Origin of the sequence: Nannocystis punicea, from assembly GCF_026965555.1 — a bacterium.
In the GTDB taxonomy this organism is placed as follows: Bacteria; Myxococcota_A; Polyangia; order Nannocystales; family Nannocystaceae; genus Nannocystis; species Nannocystis punicea.
The window spans coordinates 12,676,280-12,693,708 of sequence record NZ_CP114040.1; the positions used below are offsets into that span (position 1 = coordinate 12,676,280).

The following is a 17,429-nucleotide window of genomic DNA, read 5'->3' on the forward strand; positions in this document are numbered from 1 at the left end:
ATGTGGCGACGGGAATGGCTGACGCGCCGAAGCCTGCGAAGATCGCCACGTTCGGCGTGCGCTTCGAATCCTACGACGACTTCCTCGTGGAGTACACAGACAACCTGCGACGCGGGTTTCTGACGCTCCCGGGCGTGCGCAGCCTCGAGGTGAACCAGCCGGTGCGGGTCAAGTTGAGCCTGCCGAACCGCGCCATTTTGTACCTCAGCGGGACCGCGGTCGATCTCGGGGCCGACGGCGGCAAGGGCACGCTGATCCAGCTGGCCGCGTTCACGGCCGAGCAGGAGCGCATCTTCGGCCTGTGCGTGAACTCGGTGCTCGACGCGTCGACGAGCCCCAAGGCGGAGCCGCCGCCGTCGCGCCCGCTCAACGTGCTGCTGGTCGACGACTCGGCCAGCGTGCGCACCGAGATGGCCGCGGCGCTGCGCGAACGCGGGCTGAACGTGACCACCGCCGACAACGGGCTGATGGCGATCTCCGCCGCGCTCAAGAACGAACCCGACCTGCTGCTCACCGACGTCGAGATGCCCGAGATGGACGGCTGGACGCTGCTGCGGATGGCCCGCGGCCGCAAGAAGCTGGCCCACGTGCCGATCGTGTTCCTGACCGCGCTGTCCGACGACATGTCGCGGCTTCAGGGCTACCGCATGGGCGTCGACGACTACCTGCCGAAGAACCTGTCGCCCGACGAGATCGTCGCCCGCTTGCAAGGCGTGGTCGCCCGCCGGGCCGGCCTCGGCGCGGTCGAGAACCGCGGCCTGCGCGGCGACCTGCAGCACGTGCGCCTCGGCAGCGTGCTGTCGTTCCTCGAGGCCGAGAAGAAGACCGGCGACCTGCGGCTCGAGAGCGGGCAGGACAGCGCGGTGCTGCGGCTGGTGCAGGGCGTCCTGCGCGACGTGAAGAACCTCGGCTACGCCGCCTCGGCGATCGACCGCGTGTTCGACCTGCTGGCCTGGGAGGCCGGGCAGTTCGAGTTCTTCACGCTCGAGCCGAGGGAGCTCGGCGAGCTCTCGCTCGAGCCGCTGTCGGTGACCTGGCTGCTGATGGAGCACGCGCGCCGCGAGGACGAGGCCAACGAGAGCGCCCGGCTCGAGCGGCTGGCGAACGAGCGGCCCGGCCAGTCGGGGTCGTTCGACCAGGACCTTTAAAAAGGTCCTCGGGGGCAGGTCCTCGGGGACATGTCCATGTGGGCATGTCGCGGAGGACATGCCCCGAAAGCAAGAGCGCCCGCCGAGCCGGGCTCGGGGGCGCTCTGTCTGGAGGCGGCGCGGCTCAGCGGGCGGGCTTGCCCTTGCCGGCGGTGTTGGCGGCCTTGGGGGCCGAACCGTCGGTGGCGCAGGCGGCGTCGGCGATGTAGCGGCTGCCGGACTGGTAGGGCTCGGTGTTGAGGATCAGCAGGTTGCCGCCGTTCATGCCGCAGTGCTGCTTGGCCATGTCGACGGCCTCCTGCGCGGTGGGGGCCTTGCCGATGGCGGTGCCGAGCGTGGTGTAGGCGGTGTCGCCGAGGGCGTCCTTGTTGGCGACGGTCTTGACCTGCGAGGCCGGCACGCGCGCGCCGGTGCCGTTGCCCTTGAACTTGCCGGAGTAACCGCCGGCGCAGGCGCCCAGGGCCAGGGCGAGGGAGAACAGGAGGAGAGAACGCGAAGCTTTGCGCATGAGTGAGAGGCTCCGATGGTGCGAGTCGCCGCGTCAGACGGCGGGGGGGCCGGGCAGATTTCCAGGGTGAGCGGCCGACCCGGGCCCCGACTGCATGACGCGGAGGGCGGGTGAACGCACGCCACGCGGCGAACTGGAGCTCGCGCCGGGCGAGACCGCCCCGGTCGACGCCTTCTCGCACGCGGCTGCGCCCTCGCAGCGGGCACACGAGCCGCCGCAGTCGGCCCGCCGGCGGATCAGCCAGCGCGCGGTGAGCCAGCCCGCCGCCAGGGCGACGGCGGCGAGCGCGGCGAGTTGTTGCAGCAGGACCTGGAGATCGGCTTCGGGCATGGTGACGCGCAGCACAAAAAGCGTACGTCAGTCGCTCAGCTTGCGCTGCTCTTCGTTCGGGCACCACCCGCCCTTGATCCCACGAGCTCTGGGGCAAAGGCCGTAGAGTTCGAGCCGATGGCGGACCAGGCTGAACCCGAAGCTGCGGGCGACTCGCTCCTGCTCGTGTTCGATGTCGTCGTTCTGGAACTCGAGCACGTGCTGGCACTCGATGCAGATCAGGTGGTCGTGGTGCTCGGTGTCGCCGGCCGTCTCGTACATCGTCTGGCCGTCGCCGAAGCGCCGCTGGGCCGCGAGGCCGCACTCGGCGAGCAGCTTCAAGGTGCGGTAGACCGTGGCGTAGCCGATGCGCGGGTTCTCGGCGCGGCTGAGGTTGAGCAGCTCCTCGATGCTGATGTGGCCGTGCGCCGCGAAGAACTTCTGCGCGATGAGGTCGCGCTGGCGGGTCGACTTGAGCTGCTTCTTGCTGAGGTAGGCGTGGAACTGCCCCATCAAGCTCTCGATGTCGGGCACCGCAGATTGCCGACGGTCGTGCATCGGCAGGAAACCTATCGCGGCAAAGCCGCCGCGGCAAGCGTTGCGAGGGCGGATCTCCGGCCCGTATACTCCGCGGCCGCATGGCGTCCCCGGGCAAACCGAACCCATCCAAACGCCCCGCGTCCGGGAAACCCGCCGACCCCACGGCGGAGCCGGCGCGCGAGGGCCCGGCCATCGATCAGGTGCTCGCCAGCCTCGAGCGTGTGGTCGCCGAGCTCGAGGCCGGGGACCTCCCGCTCGAGACGGCCCTGCAGCGCTTCGAAGACGGCGTGCGACTCGCGCGGCGCGGCACGTCCCTGCTCGACGCGGTCGAACAGCGGGTCGAGGTCCTGCTCGAGGGCCGCGACGAGGCGGTGCCGTTCCCGGGGGCCGGCGAAGCGGAAGAGAGTGACGACGATGACGAAAACTTTTGAGCTCAACGCCTACCTCGGCGAGCGCCGCAAGCTGGTCGACGAGGCCATCGTGCGCGCGCTGCCCGAAGTCGGCGCCAGCGACCCAGGCCGCCTCAAGGAGGGCATGCGCTACGCGGTGCTGCAGGGCGGCAAGCGCATGCGACCGCTGGTGATCATCGCCGCCTGCGAGGCCGTCGGCGGCACCGCCGAGGCCGCGCTGCCGGCCTGCTGCGCGCTCGAGATGGTCCACGCCTACTCGCTCGTGCATGACGACCTGCCGGCGATGGACAACGACCTCGAGCGCCGCGGCCAGCCGACGGTGCACGTCGCGTTCGGCCACGCCGGCGGGATCCTCGTCGGCGACGCGCTGCTCAGCCAGGCGTTCACTGCGCTGATGCGGGGCGCCGACCAGGTGCCGCCGGCCAACCTGGTCGCCGCGGTCCGCGTGCTCGCCCACCACTCCGGCGTCGACGGCATGGTCGGCGGGCAGGCGCTCGACCTGGCCCTCGGGCAAGACGCCCACGACCTCGTCGCCCTCGAGCAGGTCCACGCGCTCAAGACCGGGGCGCTGTACGCCGCCGCCGGCGCGCTGGGGGCCCTCTACGCCGGCGCCGACTCCGACACGGTGCGCTCGCTGGAGACGTGGGGCCTCAAGTTCGGCATCGCGTTCCAGCACGCCGACGACGTCCTCGACGACGACCAGAAGGCCCTGCGCGCCCAGGCGCTGGCCCGCGTCGACCAGCTGGTCGGCGAGTGCGACGCGATCGCGGCCCCGCTCGGCGACAAGGCCGAGCCGCTGCGGGCGATCTCGAAGTGGGTCCGCGACCGCGCCCACGCGGCCGCGGCCGGCGTCAAGGCCGACTGAAGGGCGTGGACGGAGGGGCATGCTCTTCGGAGCATGCCCTCTCGTGCATGTGAAAAGGGACATGCCCCTGGGGGCATGTCCCTTCGGGCTGCCGCGGCTCGTCAGCCGGCGTGGATCCGCAGGGTGGCGATGGCGAAGCGCATCATGTCCATGCAGGTGCGGAAGTCCGGGTGGCGCAGGATCATGTAGCCGTCGGACAGCAGGGTCTGCTTCCAGTCGCGGCGGGCGCTGCCGACCGGCAGCAGGTCGGTGACGACCAGGCTGGGGCCGAGGCGCTGCTTGATCTCCTCGAGGCCCTCGATGCGGCGGATCTTGCCCTGGCCCATGGCCCGCTTGAACAGCGCGGCGACGTGGTAGCGGCGCTGCGGCTTGGCCTCGAAGCTCTTCCAGCAGATCGCGCGGGCGGTCTCGCGGTACACGTCGAAGTCGTTGGCGAAGTTCATCTGGTCGACGAGCTTGCCGCCGGGCGAGCGGGCCGCGATCTCGCCGAACACCGCCTCGCCGTTCGGCTTCTTGTACCACTCCATGTGGGTGAAGCCGGTGGTCATGCCGAGCGCCTTGAGCACCTTGCGCCCGAGCTCGATGCCGGGCATCAGCGCCGGCTGGTAGGGGTCGCGGAAGACCACCTGCGCCGGCGTGATCCACTCGTTGTTGCGGCCCTCCATCGGCTTCGGGAAGTACTGGGCGACGCTCTCGAACACCGGCTCGCCGTCGATGCAGACGGTGTCGTAGGTGAACTCCTCGCCCTCGATGAACTCCTCGAGGTTGATCTCGGGGTGGCGCTCGACGGCGCCGAGGACCGCGCGCAGCTCGGCGTCGTCGCCGACGCGGTAGGTGTCGGCCGAGCCGGCGCCGGCGACCGGCTTGACGCACACCGGGTAGCCGATCGCGTAGGCGGCCTCGAAGGCCTCGCGGGCGGTGCGGACGCGGGCGAACCGCGGCACGCGGAGGTCGGCGTCGAACAGCCGCTGCTTCATGATCGGCTTGTCGCGGAAGCCGATCGCCACGTCGGGGCTCATGCCCGGCATGCCGAGCTCCTGGCGCACGCGCGCGGCGAGCACGACGCAGGGCTCCCACAGGCACTCGACGCGGTCGGGGCGGATCCGCCGGGCCGCCTGGACGATGTGACGCACCGCGGAGTCCTCGTCGAACAGGCTGGGGATCTGCAAGTAGTCGCGGAGGTGCCGCTGGACCTTCGCCGGCAGCGCGCCCTTCGGCAGCTCGCCGACGCCGTAGACCTGCGCCCCGACCTCGGCGAGGCCGCGGGTGAAGTCCAGCATCTCTTCGGGGTAGTGGGGGGAGATGAAGAGAACCTTCATGAACTGTGGCTCCTCAGCCGGCGCGGACCTTCACAGTGCGGCCGATGATCTCGAAGATCTCGCGCATCGAGTCGTAGTCGGGGTGACGCATCTGAATCCACGCGTTGGCCATGTAGCCGGCCTCGATCGGCTGGGTCGGCCAGCCGGCGGGCGGCAGGTGGGCGCGGCAGATGTACTGGCCGAAGCGGCGCTGGATCTCGTCGATGCCCTCGTAGCCGCGGATCCGCCCGTCACGGTCGGGCCGCAGGGCGATGATGCCGCTGGCGAACCGCCGCGACGGCCGCCGCTCGACGCGGCCGTGCACCACCGCGTTGGCCCACTCGCGGTAGATGTCGATGTCGTTGCCGTCGGCGTAGACGTCCCACTGACCGACGCCCGGCGGGCGTGAGCCGATCTCCGAGAACTTGAGCCCCTTGGGCCCGTAGAACCACTCCATGTGGGTCGCGGTGGTGCCGAGCTCCATCACCTCGATCACCTTGCGACCCATCGCCTTGAGCTCGTCGTAGCCGGAGAGGTCGATGCGGTTGGTGGACACGATGTAGGGCGTGATCCACCGGTTGCGCATCGCGTCGAGGACGTTGGGGTAGTAGTGCGAGACGAACTCGAACACCGGGCGGCCGTCGATCGAGAGCGTGTCGTAGAAGCCCTCGTGGCCCTCGATGAACTCCTCGAGCGCGACCGAGGCGCCGCGGCCGACGTTCATCTCGCGGAGGGTCTGCACGAGGTGCTGCTCCTCGTCGACGCGGGTGGTGCCCGAAGCGCCGGCGCCGGCCCGCGGCTTGACGATCAGCGGGAACCCGACCCGGCGGGCGAACGCGAGGCCCTCCTCGAGCGAGTCGACGCCGGTCGACTGCGCGCACGGGATGTCGTGCTTGCGCAGGAACTCCTTCATCATCGGCTTGTCGCGGCACAGCATCGCCGACTGCAGCGAGGGCCCGGGGATCTGCGTCGCTTCGCGGACCTTGGCGGTGGTGATGATGTGGGCCTCGATGGTGCACTCGAGTCGGTCGACCCACTCGCGCTTCTGGCAGCGCCGCACCGCGTCGTAGAGCGCACCCTCGTCGACCACCGAGGGCACCTGCTCGTAGCCGTGCAGCCAGCTCTTGAGTTCGTCATCGAGCTGCGAAGGATGCGCTTCGCCGATCCCGGTCACGCGGGCGCCGACCGAATGCATGGCGCGGACAAAATGCCTCTGGTAAGAGGGAAAGTGCGGGGCGACGAACAGGACATGCATGACGAGATTGTACCCCTCCGGGCCGCCGATTGCGTCGGATGGGTCGACGCGCAGGGGTCCCTCACGCGCCTTACCACGGCCTTGCGCAGGAGAACAACTCCATGACGCGTGGCGTGCTCCTCGGCCCCCAGCGCCTCCACCCCATCGTCGACAAGGCGGCCGACATGCTCGGCATCGACGGCCGGATCGCCGCAGTGACCGCCGGATGGCAGGAGCGTGAGGCCGAGGACCAGGAGCTGTGCGCCGCGCTCGGCAATCGGGCCGTCAACTTGATGCTGCACGCGCGGGCCGAGACGGCCTTCCGCGAAGATCCCGAGCTGTTCGCGGCCCACCGGGCCAAGCAGGACCGCCTGCGCCAGCTGCAGGACCTCTACCGCCTGCGCCTGGCCAGCCACCTCAAGGCGGCGCGGCGGGTCCAGCAGGCCCAGGCGCCGCGCGACCTGATCGAGTCCGAGTTGGAGGAGGCGGTCCAGGCGATTCGCCTGCTCGACGCCCACCACGTGGTCAAGACCCAGCACATTCAGCGGGACTTCGACCGCAAAGTGAAGCCGCTCGAACGGCCCGCGGTGGTGAAGCAGCTGAAGGAGATCGAGGCGATCCTGGCCGACTGCGCGGGCGTGGCGATCGCCGGCGGGCACGTCGCAGTCCTCTATAACCGCCTGCGGCTGTTCGACCTCGGTCCGCGGCTGGCCGACCTGCCGATCATCGCCTGGTCGGCCGGGGCGATGGTGGTCGCCAGCCGGATCGTGCTGTTCCACGACAGCCCGCCGCAGGGCCGCGGCAACGCCGAGGTCCTCGAGGGCGGGCTCGGGCTGTTCCCGGGCGTGGTCCCGCTGCCGCACGCGCGCCGGCGGTTGAATTTGCAAGATCCGGGGCGCATCACAGTGTTCGCCCGCCGGTTCGCGCCGGCCACCTGCGTCGCGCTCGACGAGCGCTGCTTCATCCACTTCGACGGCCCGCGCTGGAGCGCCGGGGCCAACACGTTCCAGCTCCGCACCGACGGCCACCTGGTGGCGCTGCACTGATGCCGGCCATGAACACCCGTCTGAACCCGCCCACGAAGCTGGCGATCCAGAGCCTCCTCGCGCACGGCCCGGTCGACGCGGCGGCGATCGACAGGTTCCTGCGCACGCACTCGTTCCCGCTGATCGAGGGCCGCAACGCGACGTTCGTGTACCGCGGCCCGGGCGACCAGGTGAACCTGCGTCACTGGGTGTTCGGGCTCGGCTCGTCGCAGCCGTTCACGCGGGTCGGCAACAGCGACTTTTGGTTCCACACGCTCGAGCTGCCGCCGCAGTCGCGCGTCGAGTACAAGCTCGAGGTGATCCTCGGCGGCGTGGGCACGTGGATCCGCGACCCGCTGAACCCCAACCTCGCGCACGACCCGTTCGGCGCCAATTCGGTGGCGCACGGGCAGGGGTACAAGACCCCGGCCTGGACGGAACATGACCCGGAGGCCAGGCCGGGGACGATCGTCGAGACCCAGCTCGAGGGCACGCCGCTCGGGACCCAGCGGGTCAGCATCTACTTGCCGGCCCGCTTCCGCGAGAGCCGGCGCTACCCGCTGCTCATCGTCCACGATGGCGGCGACTACATGCGTTACGCGGCGCTGAAGACGGTGCTGGACAACCTGATCCACCGCCTCGAGGTCGCGCCGCTGGTGGCCGCGATCACCCACCCCGGCGACCGGATCGGCGAGTACCCCAACAATCCCAGCCACGCCGCCTTCATCGCCGAGCACCTGCTCCCTTTCATGGAGAGCCGTTACCCGCTGTACGCGGCGCCCGCGGCGCGCTGCCTGATGGGCGCGAGCTTCGGCGGGGTCGCCTCCCTGTCGACCGCGTGGCGCTACCCGGGCACGTTCGGGCGGCTGCTCCTGCAATCGGGCAGTTTCGCGTTCACCGACATCGGCGAGAGCAAGCGCGGACCGGTGTTCGCCCGGGTCGTCGAGTTCGTCAACGCCTTCCGCGAGAGCCCGGGCAAGCCGAGCGACAAGGTTTATCTCAGCTGTGGCACCTACGAGAGCTTGATTTACGAGAATCGGTCGCTGGTGCCGCTCCTCCAGTCGACCGGTATGGAGGTCAAGTACGAGGAGGCGCGCGACGGTCACAACTGGGAGAACTGGCGCGACCGCCTGCGGAGCGGGCTCTCGTGGCTGTTCCCGGGGCCGCTCTGGATGGTCTACGAGTAGCGGCCGGCGCTGGCGCCGGCCCTTGCAAACTGGGGCGAATTTGGCAAAAGTCGCGGCTGCCGTAGGAGGAGCCGAAATGGCCAACGTCACCAAGAACATCGGATTGTCCCTCGGGGCCGACCTGTGCTGGCCCGCTTGCTACGAAGAGATCGTCAAGCGTCTCGATCTCAACATCCCCTCCGGCGAGGACGTGATCAAGTTCCACGTCGAGCGCGTCAGCGTCGAGCCGTTCAACCTACGTCAGCCCGTCCGCTACGACGTGGTGCTCGATCGCCTGACGCACTGGTTCCACACCAGCCGCGAGTGGATCAAGAAGGCCGTCGTGATGGACGGCCTCTACGTGCTCAACAATCCCTGGTCGCTCCAGTCGATGGAGAAGCACACGACCTACTCGGCGATGATGGCGCTCGGCATGCCGATCCCCGACACGTGGATGGTGCCGCCGCGCGAGCTCTCGCCCGACAACCCCGACGTCTATCCGACGCTCGAGCGCTACGGGCGGAAGTTCGAGCTGGCCGAGATCGGCGAGAAGCTCGGCTACCCGCTGTTCATGAAGCCCTACGACGGCGGCGCGTGGGTCGGGGTTACCAAGATCAACAACACCCAGCAGCTGCTCAAGGCCTACGAGCAGAGCGGCCGGCGAGTGATGCACCTGCAGCGCGCGGTCGACCCGTTCGACCTGTTCGTGCGCGCGATCGGCATCGGCCCGCAGGTCCACATCGTCCGCTACGACCCCGACGCCCCGCTGCACGACCGCTACAAGGTCGACTTCTTCTTCGTCAACGGCGAGGAGTGGAGCGTCCTCCAGGACACGTGCCTCACCATCAACGCGTTCTTCGGCTGGGAGTTCAACTCCTGCGAGTCGCTGCGCAAAGAGGGCGTGTTCTACCCGATCGACTTCGCCAACGCGTGCCCCGACTTCCAGGTCACGTCGCTGCACTTCCACTTCCCCGAGCTGGTCAAGAACATGGTCCGCTGGTCGCTGTTCTGCGCGGCCACCGGGCGCAAGAAGGCGCTCAACCTCGACTGGGCGCCGTTCTTCGAGATCGCCAAGAAAGACCTGCCGTACCGCGAGCGCCTGGCCGGCTACGCCAAGATCGCCCGCGAGCGGATGGAGCACGACCGCTTCCAGGAGTTCGTCGCCAAGCACCTGTCGCACCTCGACGAGGTCGCGTGGGAGTTCTTCGGCACCGACGTGGCCAAGGGCTACGTGCGCCAGAAGGTCGCCGCGCTGTTCCCCGCCCACGAGGTCCACGCGTTCACCGAGCACTTCTTCGGCCTGATCCAGTTCTGGCGCAAGTGCGAGGCCGACCGCATGAACGGGGTCAAGGAGCAGGCCGCCGCTGCCGCTGCGGCGACCGAGGTCGCGACCCAGCCGGCCGAGCCGGTCGAGCAGAGCACTCTGCCGGTCGATCTGCCGGTGTCCGCGCCCGAGGCCGCCGAGCCCGCTGCCGCTGCCGAGCCCGCTGCCGCTGCCGAGCCGGCTGTCGCCGCGCCGGAGCCGGTCGCCGCGCCCGAGCCCGAGCCGGCCGCGTTCGCGCCGGTCAAGCCCACCCCGCCGAAGGGCGGCAAGGGCAAGAAGGTCAAGAACTAGTCTGTGCCGAAGGACATGTCCTCAAGAACCGGTTCGTCCGGCCCCGCGCGAAGGGGTCGGCGCCGGCCGTCCGGCCCGCCACGCGGTGCCTCCTCTGCCATGGCCATGGATAAGACGCGCTCGACCTGGTACTCGTCGCGCCTCCGCCAGGAGGTCTCGTTCGCCCGCTGGGGCAGCTACGGCCGCCCGGTGCTGCTGTTCCCGACGGCCGGGGGCGACTGTGAGGAGTGCGAGCGGATGCTGATGATCCGCGCCCTCTCGCCGCTCATCGACGCCGGGCGGATCAAGGTCTACTCGCCGGACAGCACGGCGGGGAAGAACTGGATCCGCGACGACCGCTCGCCGCAGCAGAAGGCGTGGCTGCAGAACCAGTACGACGCGTTCGTCGCCGAGGAGCTGGTGCCGGCGATCCGCACCGACTGCCGCACCCCGGACATCGAGATCGTCACCGCCGGGGCGTCGATCGGGGCGCTCAACGCGGTCGCCTCGCTGGTCCGCCACCCCGACGCGTTCGCCCTGGCGATCGGCATGAGCGGCACCTACAACCTCACCGGCTGGATGGACGGCGCGCACACGCTCGACCTCCACTACTTCTCGCCGATCCACTTCCTCCCGACGCTGCCCGAGGGCCCGCAGCTGGCCCGCCTGCGCACGCGCCTGGCGATCCTCGCCGTCGGCGAGGGCCGCTGGGACCGGCCCGGCAACTCGTGGGAGATCGCCAGCGTGCTCGGTCGCCGCGGCGTGCCCAACCGCGTCGACCTGTGGGGCGAGGACCACGACCACGACTGGCCGACCTGGCGCGAGATGCTGCCCAAGTACCTCGCCGAGCACTCCTGACGCCTGTCCGAAGGTTCCTGTCCGAAGGGACCTGCGCGAAGAGACACTCGAATCATGCCCGCCGTCATCTTCATCGCGCCCTTCCACCTCCCGGTGACGATGCGCTTCGTCTACGCCGTCGCGGCGCTGCCGAACGTGCGCCTGGGGCTGATCTCGCAGGAGCCGATCGAGAAGCTCGCGCCCGACCTGCGGCGCCGGCTGGCGGCGTACGAGCGGGTCGGCGACGCGCTCGACGTCGGTCACCTCGAGGGCGCGGTCAAGGCGGTGGCGCACCGCCTCGGCGGCGTCGACCGCCTGATCGGCACGCTCGAGCAGCTGCAGGTCCAGCTCGGCCAGCTGCGCGACCGCCTCGGCATCGAGGGCATGGGCGAGGAGGCGTCGCGCAACTTCCGCGACAAGGCGCGCATGAAGGACGTGCTGCACCGCGCCGGAGTCCCGTGCGCGCGCCACCGCAGGATCACCTCCGCGGGCGAGGGCTGGACCTTCGCGCTCGATGTCGGCTATCCGCTGATCTTGAAGCCGCCGGACGCGGCCGCCGCCAAGGGCACCTTCCGCGTCACCGACGCCGAGACCCTGCACCACGCCCTGTCGGCCCTGCGCCCGTCGCCCGAGCGCCCGGCGGTGGCCGAGGAGTTCGTCACCGGCCGCGAGCGCTCGTTCGAGACGGTGACGATCAAGGGCAAGCCGGTGTGGTTCTCGTCGACGCTGTACGACCCGCCGCCGCTGCACGTGCTCGAGAACCCGTGGATCCAGTGGACCGTGCTGATGCCGCGCGAGGAGGAGACGGAGGACACCCGGCTCGCGCGCCCGCACGCGCTGGCGGCCCTGCAGGCGCTGGGCATGGGCACCGGCCTGTCGCACATGGAGTGGTTCCGCCGCGACCGTCCAGGCGGTCCGCCGGTGGCGATCTCCGAGGTCGGCGCGCGCCCGCCGGGGGCGCAGATCGTCAGCCTCAACTCGTACGCCCACGGCGTCGACTTCTACGAGCGCTGGGCCCGGCTGGTGGTGTTCGAGCAGTGGGACGCGCCGCCGCGCAAGTACGCGGCCGGCGTGGCGTTCTTCCGCGGCCAGGGCAAACCCCGCCCCGGCGCCCGCGTCGTCGCCCTGCACGGCGTGGCCGAGGCCCAGCGCGAGCTCGGCGACCTCGTCGTCGACGTCAAGCTGCCGCAGATCGGTCAGCCGCGCGCCGAGTCGTACGAGGGCGAGGGCTACGCGATCCTCCGCCACCCCGACACCGACGTGGTCGCCCGCGCGCTGCGACGGATGATCTCGACCGTGCGCGTCGAGCTCGGCTGAGCGTTCGGGTATGCTCTTAAAAACATGCTCGAAGGAGCATGTCGATCAGAGCATGCTCGAAGGGACATACGACCTGCGCGCCTCCGCGCACCGTGAGCAAGGGGGCGGTGCGCTCCTCGCGGGCTCGAGGCGGCGCAGCGGCCTCATGCGCAAACGCGCGAGGCTCCGACAGCGCGGTGGTCGAGTCGGTCGAAGGACCGTCGCTGCTCCGTTCGGCGGCGGTTCTCGGACTTATCCACAGGCCCGATCGGCGCTCGGGAGCGCCCCGGCTCGCGGGCTGGTGGCGGATGGCGCTTGACGGGCCCGGCGGCGGGCGCTGTTAAATACCCTCTGGAGTCGGGAGGGGATCGATGCGTGCTTACGAGGCCTGGGAGCAGCTGGACTTCGCGACATTCATGACCCCGGAGAGCCGGACACCCGCACGTCAGGCGCCAGGCGCGACGCTCGAGATGCACGTGTACGGCGAGGACTTCGCGCTGGTGCGCGTGCGCGACGGTTTTTATGCCGACGATCGGCGCGTCTTCTACGTCTCGCGCGGACGGGTCTACTTGCTCCGCTCGCCGCGGCTGCGGCCCGGCCAGGGCTTCCGCCGGATCACCGCCCTGCCGGCGGCCGTCCAGAGTGTGGACGAGTCCAGCTTCGACCCGGACGACGCCGGCGACCAGGCGCTGTTCGCCGTCGCCGACTGCATCGACGGCATCTATTAAAAATTGAGTGCGCGGGGCGCGAGCGTGATGTGGAGCGATGCCGAGCACGTCGCCGGCTCGCCACGAGTTCGCGAGCGAGGACACATGAGCGCGTCGCCGATGCGGAAGTCGGCCGTGCTCGGTGATCTCTGGGGCGGTCGCATGGTGACGAGACCGCGCTCTTCACCGTGCGAAGAGGGTTGGCGGGCTCGAGTTGTCGGTGCGAGCGAGCGTCGAGCGGGGATCAAAAAGTTCGGCTCGCTCAGGCAGCTGCCTGCAAACGAGGCGGCATGGTGGGCGAGAGCATGCTCGGCACCGTGCGGAGAGGGTTGCCGGACTCGGCCTGTCGGCGCGAGCGAGCGTCGAGCGTGACCCAAAAGTTCGCCCCTCTCAGGCAACCGTCGGGGCAGCTGACTGCAAGCGAGGCGGCATGGTGGGCGAGAGCATGCTCGGCACCGTGCGGAGAGGGGTGCCGGACTCGGCGAGCCGTCGACCAAAAAAGTTCGCCCCGCTCCAGGCAGCCGTTGGGACGGCTGGCCTGCCAGCGAGGCGGCATGGTGGACGAGACCGTGCTCGTCACCTTGCGGAGAGGGTTGCCGGACTCGGTTGCCGAGTCCGGCGGAGTGGAGGCGCCGGGAATTGAACCCGGGTCCGCGAGCCATCCGGTGGGACCACTACGTGCGTAGCCGCTGTATTTGATTTAGCCCCGGAGCATGCCCACGGCAGGCCCTCTCCGGTGCGATCCCCTCATCTCACGTGTGCGCTCGGGGCGAGGCGCGCACGCCATCTCCGGTAATCACACCCCCGTCCCTATCGGAGCCTCTCAGGCGGGGATGTCGCGGGTTCTTACGCCGCGAGGGCCATCTGGCCGTAGCTGTTGTCGTTGGCAGCTATGATTCCCACTCATTTTTACGTGGCTGAGTAGGCAGCCCCGGCACGCGATCCGTCACGTTCAGTACCCCCGTCGAAACCTGACACCCCCGTGAGTGGTTGGAAGGAATTCGCCGAAGCGACGGGCGCCGCGGCGAATCACGAGTATGAGTCGGCCGACGGGCTCGCGCAAGGCCGCGGGCGCGCGCCGCGGGCGCCCCGGCCGCGGAAGGCCCAAATGTTGCCCCGCGGGGGAGGCCGGCCCTACGATGCCGGGCAGTGGCCGCCGCGCCCGGACGTTTTCAGGCTCCCGACCGCCCCTCCGACAAGGAGGGCCCGCGGAAGGCGTTCGTCGTCGTGCTCGCGGGCGACCGCATGGGCGAGATGTTCGAGCTCGACCCCGCGTACACCACCATCGGCCGCGGCCTGACGGCGACCGTGCGGATCAACGACGAGGGAATCTCCCGCACCCACGCGGCCGTATCCGTCGACAAGGGCGTGTACTACCTCTCCGATGCGGGCTCGACCAACGGGACGTTCGCCAACGGCGACCGCGTCGACCGCCACCCGCTGCGCGAGGGCGACAAGATCCAGCTCGGGGCCGCCAGCGTGCTCCGCTTCACCTTCCACGAGGACACCGACGACGACCAGCAGCGCGAGCTGTACGAGTCGACGCTGCGCGACCGCCTCACCGGCATGTTCGCCCGCGGGTACTTCCTCAACCGGCTCGAGAGCGACGTCGCCGTCGCGCTGCGCCACGGCAAGCCGCTGGCGCTGGTCCGCTTCGAGGTCGACCGCTTCGCCGACGTGCGCGCGGTCGCCGGCGACGCCGCCGCCGACCATGTCCTCCGGACCATGTGCATCGCGATCACCGAGAGCACGCGCAGCGACGACTTGCTGGCCCGCCTCGGCGACGAGGACTTCGCGTTCTTGTGCCGCGACGTCGACGCCATGCGCGCCTCGCGGGCGGCCCGGCGCCTGCGCGAGACCATCGCCGCGCGCGAGTTCGCCGGCGCCGAGCCGACGCGCCTGACCCTCTCGCTCGGGGTCGCCGACCTCGCGCTGCTGCACGAGCCGACGGCCGAGGCGCTGATCAAGGCCGCCGAGTCGGCGCTGACGATCGCCCGCCGCGCGGGGGGCGATCGCGTCGAGATCTACGACCCCGAGAACGAGCCGACGCGGCTGGTCTAAGGAGCAGGTGATGCAACGCCCATCGATTCGCGGCCCGGTCGCCCTGCTCGCCCTGTTGAGCCTGTCCTTCGGGGCATGTCGTGGCGAGTCGACGCCGCCGCTGTTCACCGGCGACCTCCGGCCCGAGAGCGAGCCCGACGACAAGAAGAAGGAGCCGCCGCCGGTCGCCGAGCCCGAGCGCAAGCTGTGGTTCTCCAGCGGGCCCGGCCGCGACGCCATCCTCGCGCGCGAGCGGCAGAACTTCCCGGCCGCGATCAAGCTGCTCGACGAGGTGCTGCAGGACGGCTCGCTCGCCGCCGACGACCGCGGGGCCGCGCTGTGGCTGCGCGCGCTCGAGGACCTGCGGGCGCAGAAGTTCGCCGACGGGGCCGGGCGCCTGGCCGAGGCCCGCACCGCGCCCGGGCTGGCGGCCGTCGCCCCGCGCCTGCGCCTGCTCGAGGCCCAGGCGTGGCTCGACGCCGGTATGCCGGACAAGGCCAAGACGCCGCTCGCCGGGCTGGTCGAGGCCGCGGCCGGCACCGCGATCGAGCCGGCCGCGACGATCACCGGCGCCGACGCCAGGGCGCGCACGAACGACCGCGCCGGCGCGCTCGCGCAGTACGCCGCCTTCCTCGCCAAGTTCCCCGAGTCACCGCGACGGCACGAGGTGCGGGCCAAGCGGGCCCGACTGCTGGCCGAGAGCGAGGCGCCGGAGGAGCTGCGCGAGGCGATCGAGCTGTACGAGAAGCTGCTGCTCGACGTGCCGCTGTCGGACTACGGCGCCGAGGCCGAGGAGCGGCTGCCGGCGCTGGCGCAGCAGGTCGGGCTGCGGCGCAGCTTCAGCGAGGACCGCGACGCCGTGCGCCAGCGGACGCTGGCGAAGATCCGCGACCAGCTGGCGCGCAGCCGCTACGCCGGGGTCATCCGCGACGTCGACGACTTCCTCGCGCTGCAGCCGCCCGACGCCGACCGCTGCGAGGCGCTGTTCCTCAAGGGCACCGCGATCTTCAAGCAGCGCAAGCGGGCCAAGTCGCGCCCGGTGTTCGAGCTGGCGGCGACGGCCTGCCGCAAGGCCGGACCTGGCCGAAAGGACACCCTCGTCAAGGCCCTCTACCAGGCCGGCCGCGGCCGCTACGCCGAGGGCGAGTACGAGCGCGCGGCCAAGCAGTTCTCGGCGGTCGCCGACGAGTTTCCCGACCACAGCTACGCCGACGACTCGCTGCTGCTGGCCGGCGAGTCGTGGGCCGAGAAGGGCGACAAGCCGCGCGAGCGCCAGGCCTACGAGCGCATGCTGGCCGACTTCTCCGGCGGCGACATGGCGTTCGAGGCCCGGCGCCGGCTGCTGGTGCTGGCGCTGACGCAGGACCGCCCGGCCGACGCGCTCAAGCTGGCCGACGACGGCCTGACGCAGAAGGGCCTCGACCTGCGCGACCGCGCCAAGCTGCACTACTTCCGCGGCCGCGGCCTGCACCGCCTCGGCCGCGCCGACGAGGCCGTGTCCGCCTGGCTCGACGTCCTCGCTGCAGCGCCGCTCAGCTATCCTGGCCTTCAGGCCATGTCACGCCTGCGCGAGGCCGGCGAGGAGCCACTCGCGCGCGGAATCGCGGCGCTGTCGAAGTCGGCCGACCAGGCGGCCCCGCGGCTCGACCTGCCGACCACGCCCGCGGCCGAGCGCGCGCTCCTGCTGGCCCGCCTCGGTCTCGGCGACGAGGCCCGCGAGGAGCTCAGCGAGGCCAAGATCGACGGCTGGCCCGCGGCCGCGGTGCTGGCCCAGGCCGGCCTCTACGGCGAGTCGCAGCGGCTGCTCGGCGCGCTCGGCAGCAGCTGGCGGCAGAGCCCGCCGGTCGCCACCAACCGCGAGCTGTGGACGATCGCCCACCCGCTCGCGTTCTCCGACCTCGTGCGCGCCGGCGAGGGCGCGCATCAGGTCCCGTGGTTCCTCACCTTCGCCATCATGCAGACCGAGAGCCGCTTCGAGCCCGGCGTGACGTCGTGGGCCGGCGCCCGCGGCCTCGTCCAGCTGATGCCGGCCACCGCCAAGGACCTCGCCCGCCAGGCCGGCGTCGACGGCTTCAACGACGCTCGCCTCTTCGACCCGTCGCTCAACCTCGACCTCGGCACGCTCTACCTCGGCAACCTCGTGCGTCGCTACGGCGGCGACGAGGCCGCCGTGCCGCTGGCGATCCCCAGCTACAACGCCGGCGCCGGTGCGGTCGACAAGTGGCTCGAGAAGCGCAAGGACTGGGACTTCGACCTCTTCATCGAGGCCATCCCCTACGACGAGACCCGCGCCTACACCCAGTCGGTGCTCGAGCGCTGGCTCAGCTACCGCTGGCTGCACGCCCCCGCCGACCTCACCGCCGCCCAGCGCCTGCCCTACGTGCCGCTGACCCTGCCGAGCCGCGCCCGCGGGGTCCAGCCGGGGCCGATCGATCACGGCTGAGCAGCCCTT

At 70.7% G+C, this 17,429-nt stretch carries 16 protein-coding genes and 1 other RNA gene; 11 read left to right on the top strand and 6 right to left on the bottom strand.

Features of this window, described 5'->3' with window-relative positions:
- The first annotated feature begins 14 nt into the window (after positions 1 to 14).
- Positions 15 to 1,148, top strand: a complete 1,134-nt coding sequence (locus O0S08_RS48820; protein ID WP_269036426.1) for a response regulator — start codon at positions 15 to 17, stop codon at positions 1,146 to 1,148.
- A 124-nt stretch (positions 1,149 to 1,272) separates the two neighbouring features.
- Here O0S08_RS48820 and O0S08_RS48825 read toward each other — a convergent pair whose 3' ends face one another.
- From O0S08_RS48825 to O0S08_RS48835, 3 genes are read right to left on the bottom strand one after another with little or no spacing between them, the layout of a single operon-like run.
- Positions 1,273 to 1,656: a hypothetical protein gene (locus O0S08_RS48825; protein ID WP_269036427.1), complete on the bottom strand. Its 384-nt coding sequence runs from the start codon at positions 1,654 to 1,656 to the stop codon at positions 1,273 to 1,275.
- Positions 1,657 to 1,689: 33 nt separating this feature from the next.
- On the bottom strand, positions 1,690 to 1,986 hold the full coding sequence (locus O0S08_RS48830; RefSeq protein ID WP_269036428.1) for a hypothetical protein: 297 nt from the start codon (positions 1,984 to 1,986) through the stop codon (positions 1,690 to 1,692).
- Between the two features lie 27 nt (positions 1,987 to 2,013).
- Positions 2,014 to 2,523, bottom strand: coding sequence for a Fur family transcriptional regulator (locus O0S08_RS48835; RefSeq protein ID WP_269036429.1), 510 nt, complete (start codon positions 2,521 to 2,523; stop codon positions 2,014 to 2,016).
- Between the two features lie 80 nt (positions 2,524 to 2,603).
- Here O0S08_RS48835 and xseB point away from each other — a divergent pair, with 80 nt between their 5' ends.
- Positions 2,604 to 2,936, top strand: a complete 333-nt coding sequence (xseB, locus tag O0S08_RS48840; protein ID WP_371879524.1) for an exodeoxyribonuclease VII small subunit — start codon at positions 2,604 to 2,606, stop codon at positions 2,934 to 2,936.
- Positions 2,920 to 3,780, top strand: coding sequence for a polyprenyl synthetase family protein (locus tag O0S08_RS48845; RefSeq protein WP_269036430.1), 861 nt, complete (start codon positions 2,920 to 2,922; stop codon positions 3,778 to 3,780). Before xseB ends, O0S08_RS48845 begins: the two co-directional genes overlap by 17 nt.
- Before the next feature lie 101 nt (positions 3,781 to 3,881).
- Here O0S08_RS48845 and O0S08_RS48850 read toward each other — a convergent pair whose 3' ends face one another.
- Positions 3,882 to 5,099, bottom strand: coding sequence for an ATP-grasp domain-containing protein (locus tag O0S08_RS48850; RefSeq protein ID WP_269036431.1), 1,218 nt, complete (start codon positions 5,097 to 5,099; stop codon positions 3,882 to 3,884).
- 13 nt (positions 5,100 to 5,112) lie between these two features.
- Positions 5,113 to 6,273, bottom strand: coding sequence for an ATP-grasp domain-containing protein (locus O0S08_RS48855; protein WP_269036432.1), 1,161 nt, complete (start codon positions 6,271 to 6,273; stop codon positions 5,113 to 5,115).
- 161 nt (positions 6,274 to 6,434) lie between these two features.
- On the opposite strand from O0S08_RS48855, the gene O0S08_RS48860 reads away from it, so the two are divergent.
- From O0S08_RS48860 to O0S08_RS48885, 6 genes are all read left to right on the top strand, one after another.
- Positions 6,435 to 7,358 carry a Type 1 glutamine amidotransferase-like domain-containing protein gene (locus tag O0S08_RS48860; protein WP_269036433.1) on the top strand — a complete coding sequence of 308 codons (924 nt, stop codon included), beginning with the start codon at positions 6,435 to 6,437 and terminating at the stop codon, positions 7,356 to 7,358.
- Between the two features lie 8 nt (positions 7,359 to 7,366).
- Positions 7,367 to 8,524: an alpha/beta hydrolase-fold protein gene (locus O0S08_RS48865; protein WP_269036434.1), complete on the top strand. Its 1,158-nt coding sequence runs from the start codon at positions 7,367 to 7,369 to the stop codon at positions 8,522 to 8,524.
- Between the two features lie 76 nt (positions 8,525 to 8,600).
- Complete coding sequence (locus tag O0S08_RS48870) at positions 8,601 to 10,118, top strand: ATP-grasp domain-containing protein (protein ID WP_269036435.1); 1,518 nt, start codon at positions 8,601 to 8,603, stop codon at positions 10,116 to 10,118.
- 105 nt (positions 10,119 to 10,223) lie between these two features.
- Entirely contained in the window at positions 10,224 to 10,955 is a 732-nt protein-coding gene (locus tag O0S08_RS48875; RefSeq protein ID WP_269036436.1) for an esterase family protein, read from the top strand.
- A 54-nt stretch (positions 10,956 to 11,009) separates the two neighbouring features.
- On the top strand, positions 11,010 to 12,251 hold the full coding sequence (locus O0S08_RS48880) for an ATP-grasp domain-containing protein (protein WP_269036437.1): 1,242 nt from the start codon (positions 11,010 to 11,012) through the stop codon (positions 12,249 to 12,251).
- 350 nt (positions 12,252 to 12,601) lie between these two features.
- Positions 12,602 to 12,958 carry a hypothetical protein gene (locus O0S08_RS48885; protein WP_269036438.1) on the top strand — a complete coding sequence of 119 codons (357 nt, stop codon included), beginning with the start codon at positions 12,602 to 12,604 and terminating at the stop codon, positions 12,956 to 12,958.
- Positions 12,959 to 13,558: 600 nt separating this feature from the next.
- Here O0S08_RS48885 and ssrA read toward each other — a convergent pair.
- Positions 13,559 to 13,919, bottom strand: a transfer-messenger RNA (tmRNA) gene (gene ssrA, locus O0S08_RS48890).
- A gap of 167 nt (positions 13,920 to 14,086) precedes the next feature.
- On the opposite strand from ssrA, the gene O0S08_RS48895 reads away from it, so the two are divergent.
- Together O0S08_RS48895 and O0S08_RS48900 are read left to right on the top strand one after the other, a co-directional pair.
- Positions 14,087 to 14,998, top strand: a complete 912-nt coding sequence (locus tag O0S08_RS48895; protein ID WP_269036439.1) for a diguanylate cyclase domain-containing protein — start codon at positions 14,087 to 14,089, stop codon at positions 14,996 to 14,998.
- A 10-nt stretch (positions 14,999 to 15,008) separates the two neighbouring features.
- The gene (locus O0S08_RS48900; protein ID WP_269036440.1) at positions 15,009 to 17,420 is read left to right on the top strand and encodes a lytic transglycosylase domain-containing protein; all 2,412 of its coding nucleotides are present in this window, start codon (positions 15,009 to 15,011) and stop codon (positions 17,418 to 17,420) included.
- The last annotated feature ends 9 nt before the right edge of the window (positions 17,421 to 17,429 follow it).

Excerpts from the sequence above, each read along its gene's own strand:
- O0S08_RS48850 (WP_269036431.1), bottom strand. The coding sequence starts at position 5,099 with ATGAAGGTTCTCTTCATCTCCCCCCACTACCCCGAAGAGATGCTGGAC.
- O0S08_RS48885 (WP_269036438.1), top strand. The coding sequence starts at position 12,602 with ATGCGTGCTTACGAGGCCTGGGAGCAGCTGGACTTCGCGACATTCATG.
- O0S08_RS48855 (WP_269036432.1), bottom strand. The coding sequence starts at position 6,273 with ATGCATTCGGTCGGCGCCCGCGTGACCGGGATCGGCGAAGCGCATCCT.
- O0S08_RS48860 (WP_269036433.1), top strand. The coding sequence starts at position 6,435 with ATGACGCGTGGCGTGCTCCTCGGCCCCCAGCGCCTCCACCCCATCGTC.
- O0S08_RS48845 (WP_269036430.1), top strand. The coding sequence starts at position 2,920 with ATGACGAAAACTTTTGAGCTCAACGCCTACCTCGGCGAGCGCCGCAAG.
- O0S08_RS48835 (WP_269036429.1), bottom strand. The coding sequence starts at position 2,523 with ATGCACGACCGTCGGCAATCTGCGGTGCCCGACATCGAGAGCTTGATG.
- O0S08_RS48875 (WP_269036436.1), top strand. The coding sequence starts at position 10,224 with ATGGATAAGACGCGCTCGACCTGGTACTCGTCGCGCCTCCGCCAGGAG.
- O0S08_RS48825 (WP_269036427.1), bottom strand. The coding sequence starts at position 1,656 with ATGCGCAAAGCTTCGCGTTCTCTCCTCCTGTTCTCCCTCGCCCTGGCC.
- xseB (WP_371879524.1), top strand. The coding sequence starts at position 2,604 with ATGGCGTCCCCGGGCAAACCGAACCCATCCAAACGCCCCGCGTCCGGG.
- O0S08_RS48865 (WP_269036434.1), top strand. The coding sequence starts at position 7,367 with ATGAACACCCGTCTGAACCCGCCCACGAAGCTGGCGATCCAGAGCCTC.
- O0S08_RS48830 (WP_269036428.1), bottom strand. The coding sequence starts at position 1,986 with ATGCCCGAAGCCGATCTCCAGGTCCTGCTGCAACAACTCGCCGCGCTC.
- O0S08_RS48880 (WP_269036437.1), top strand. The coding sequence starts at position 11,010 with ATGCCCGCCGTCATCTTCATCGCGCCCTTCCACCTCCCGGTGACGATG.
- O0S08_RS48900 (WP_269036440.1), top strand. The coding sequence starts at position 15,009 with ATGCAACGCCCATCGATTCGCGGCCCGGTCGCCCTGCTCGCCCTGTTG.
- O0S08_RS48870 (WP_269036435.1), top strand. The coding sequence starts at position 8,601 with ATGGCCAACGTCACCAAGAACATCGGATTGTCCCTCGGGGCCGACCTG.
- O0S08_RS48820 (WP_269036426.1), top strand. The coding sequence starts at position 15 with ATGGCTGACGCGCCGAAGCCTGCGAAGATCGCCACGTTCGGCGTGCGC.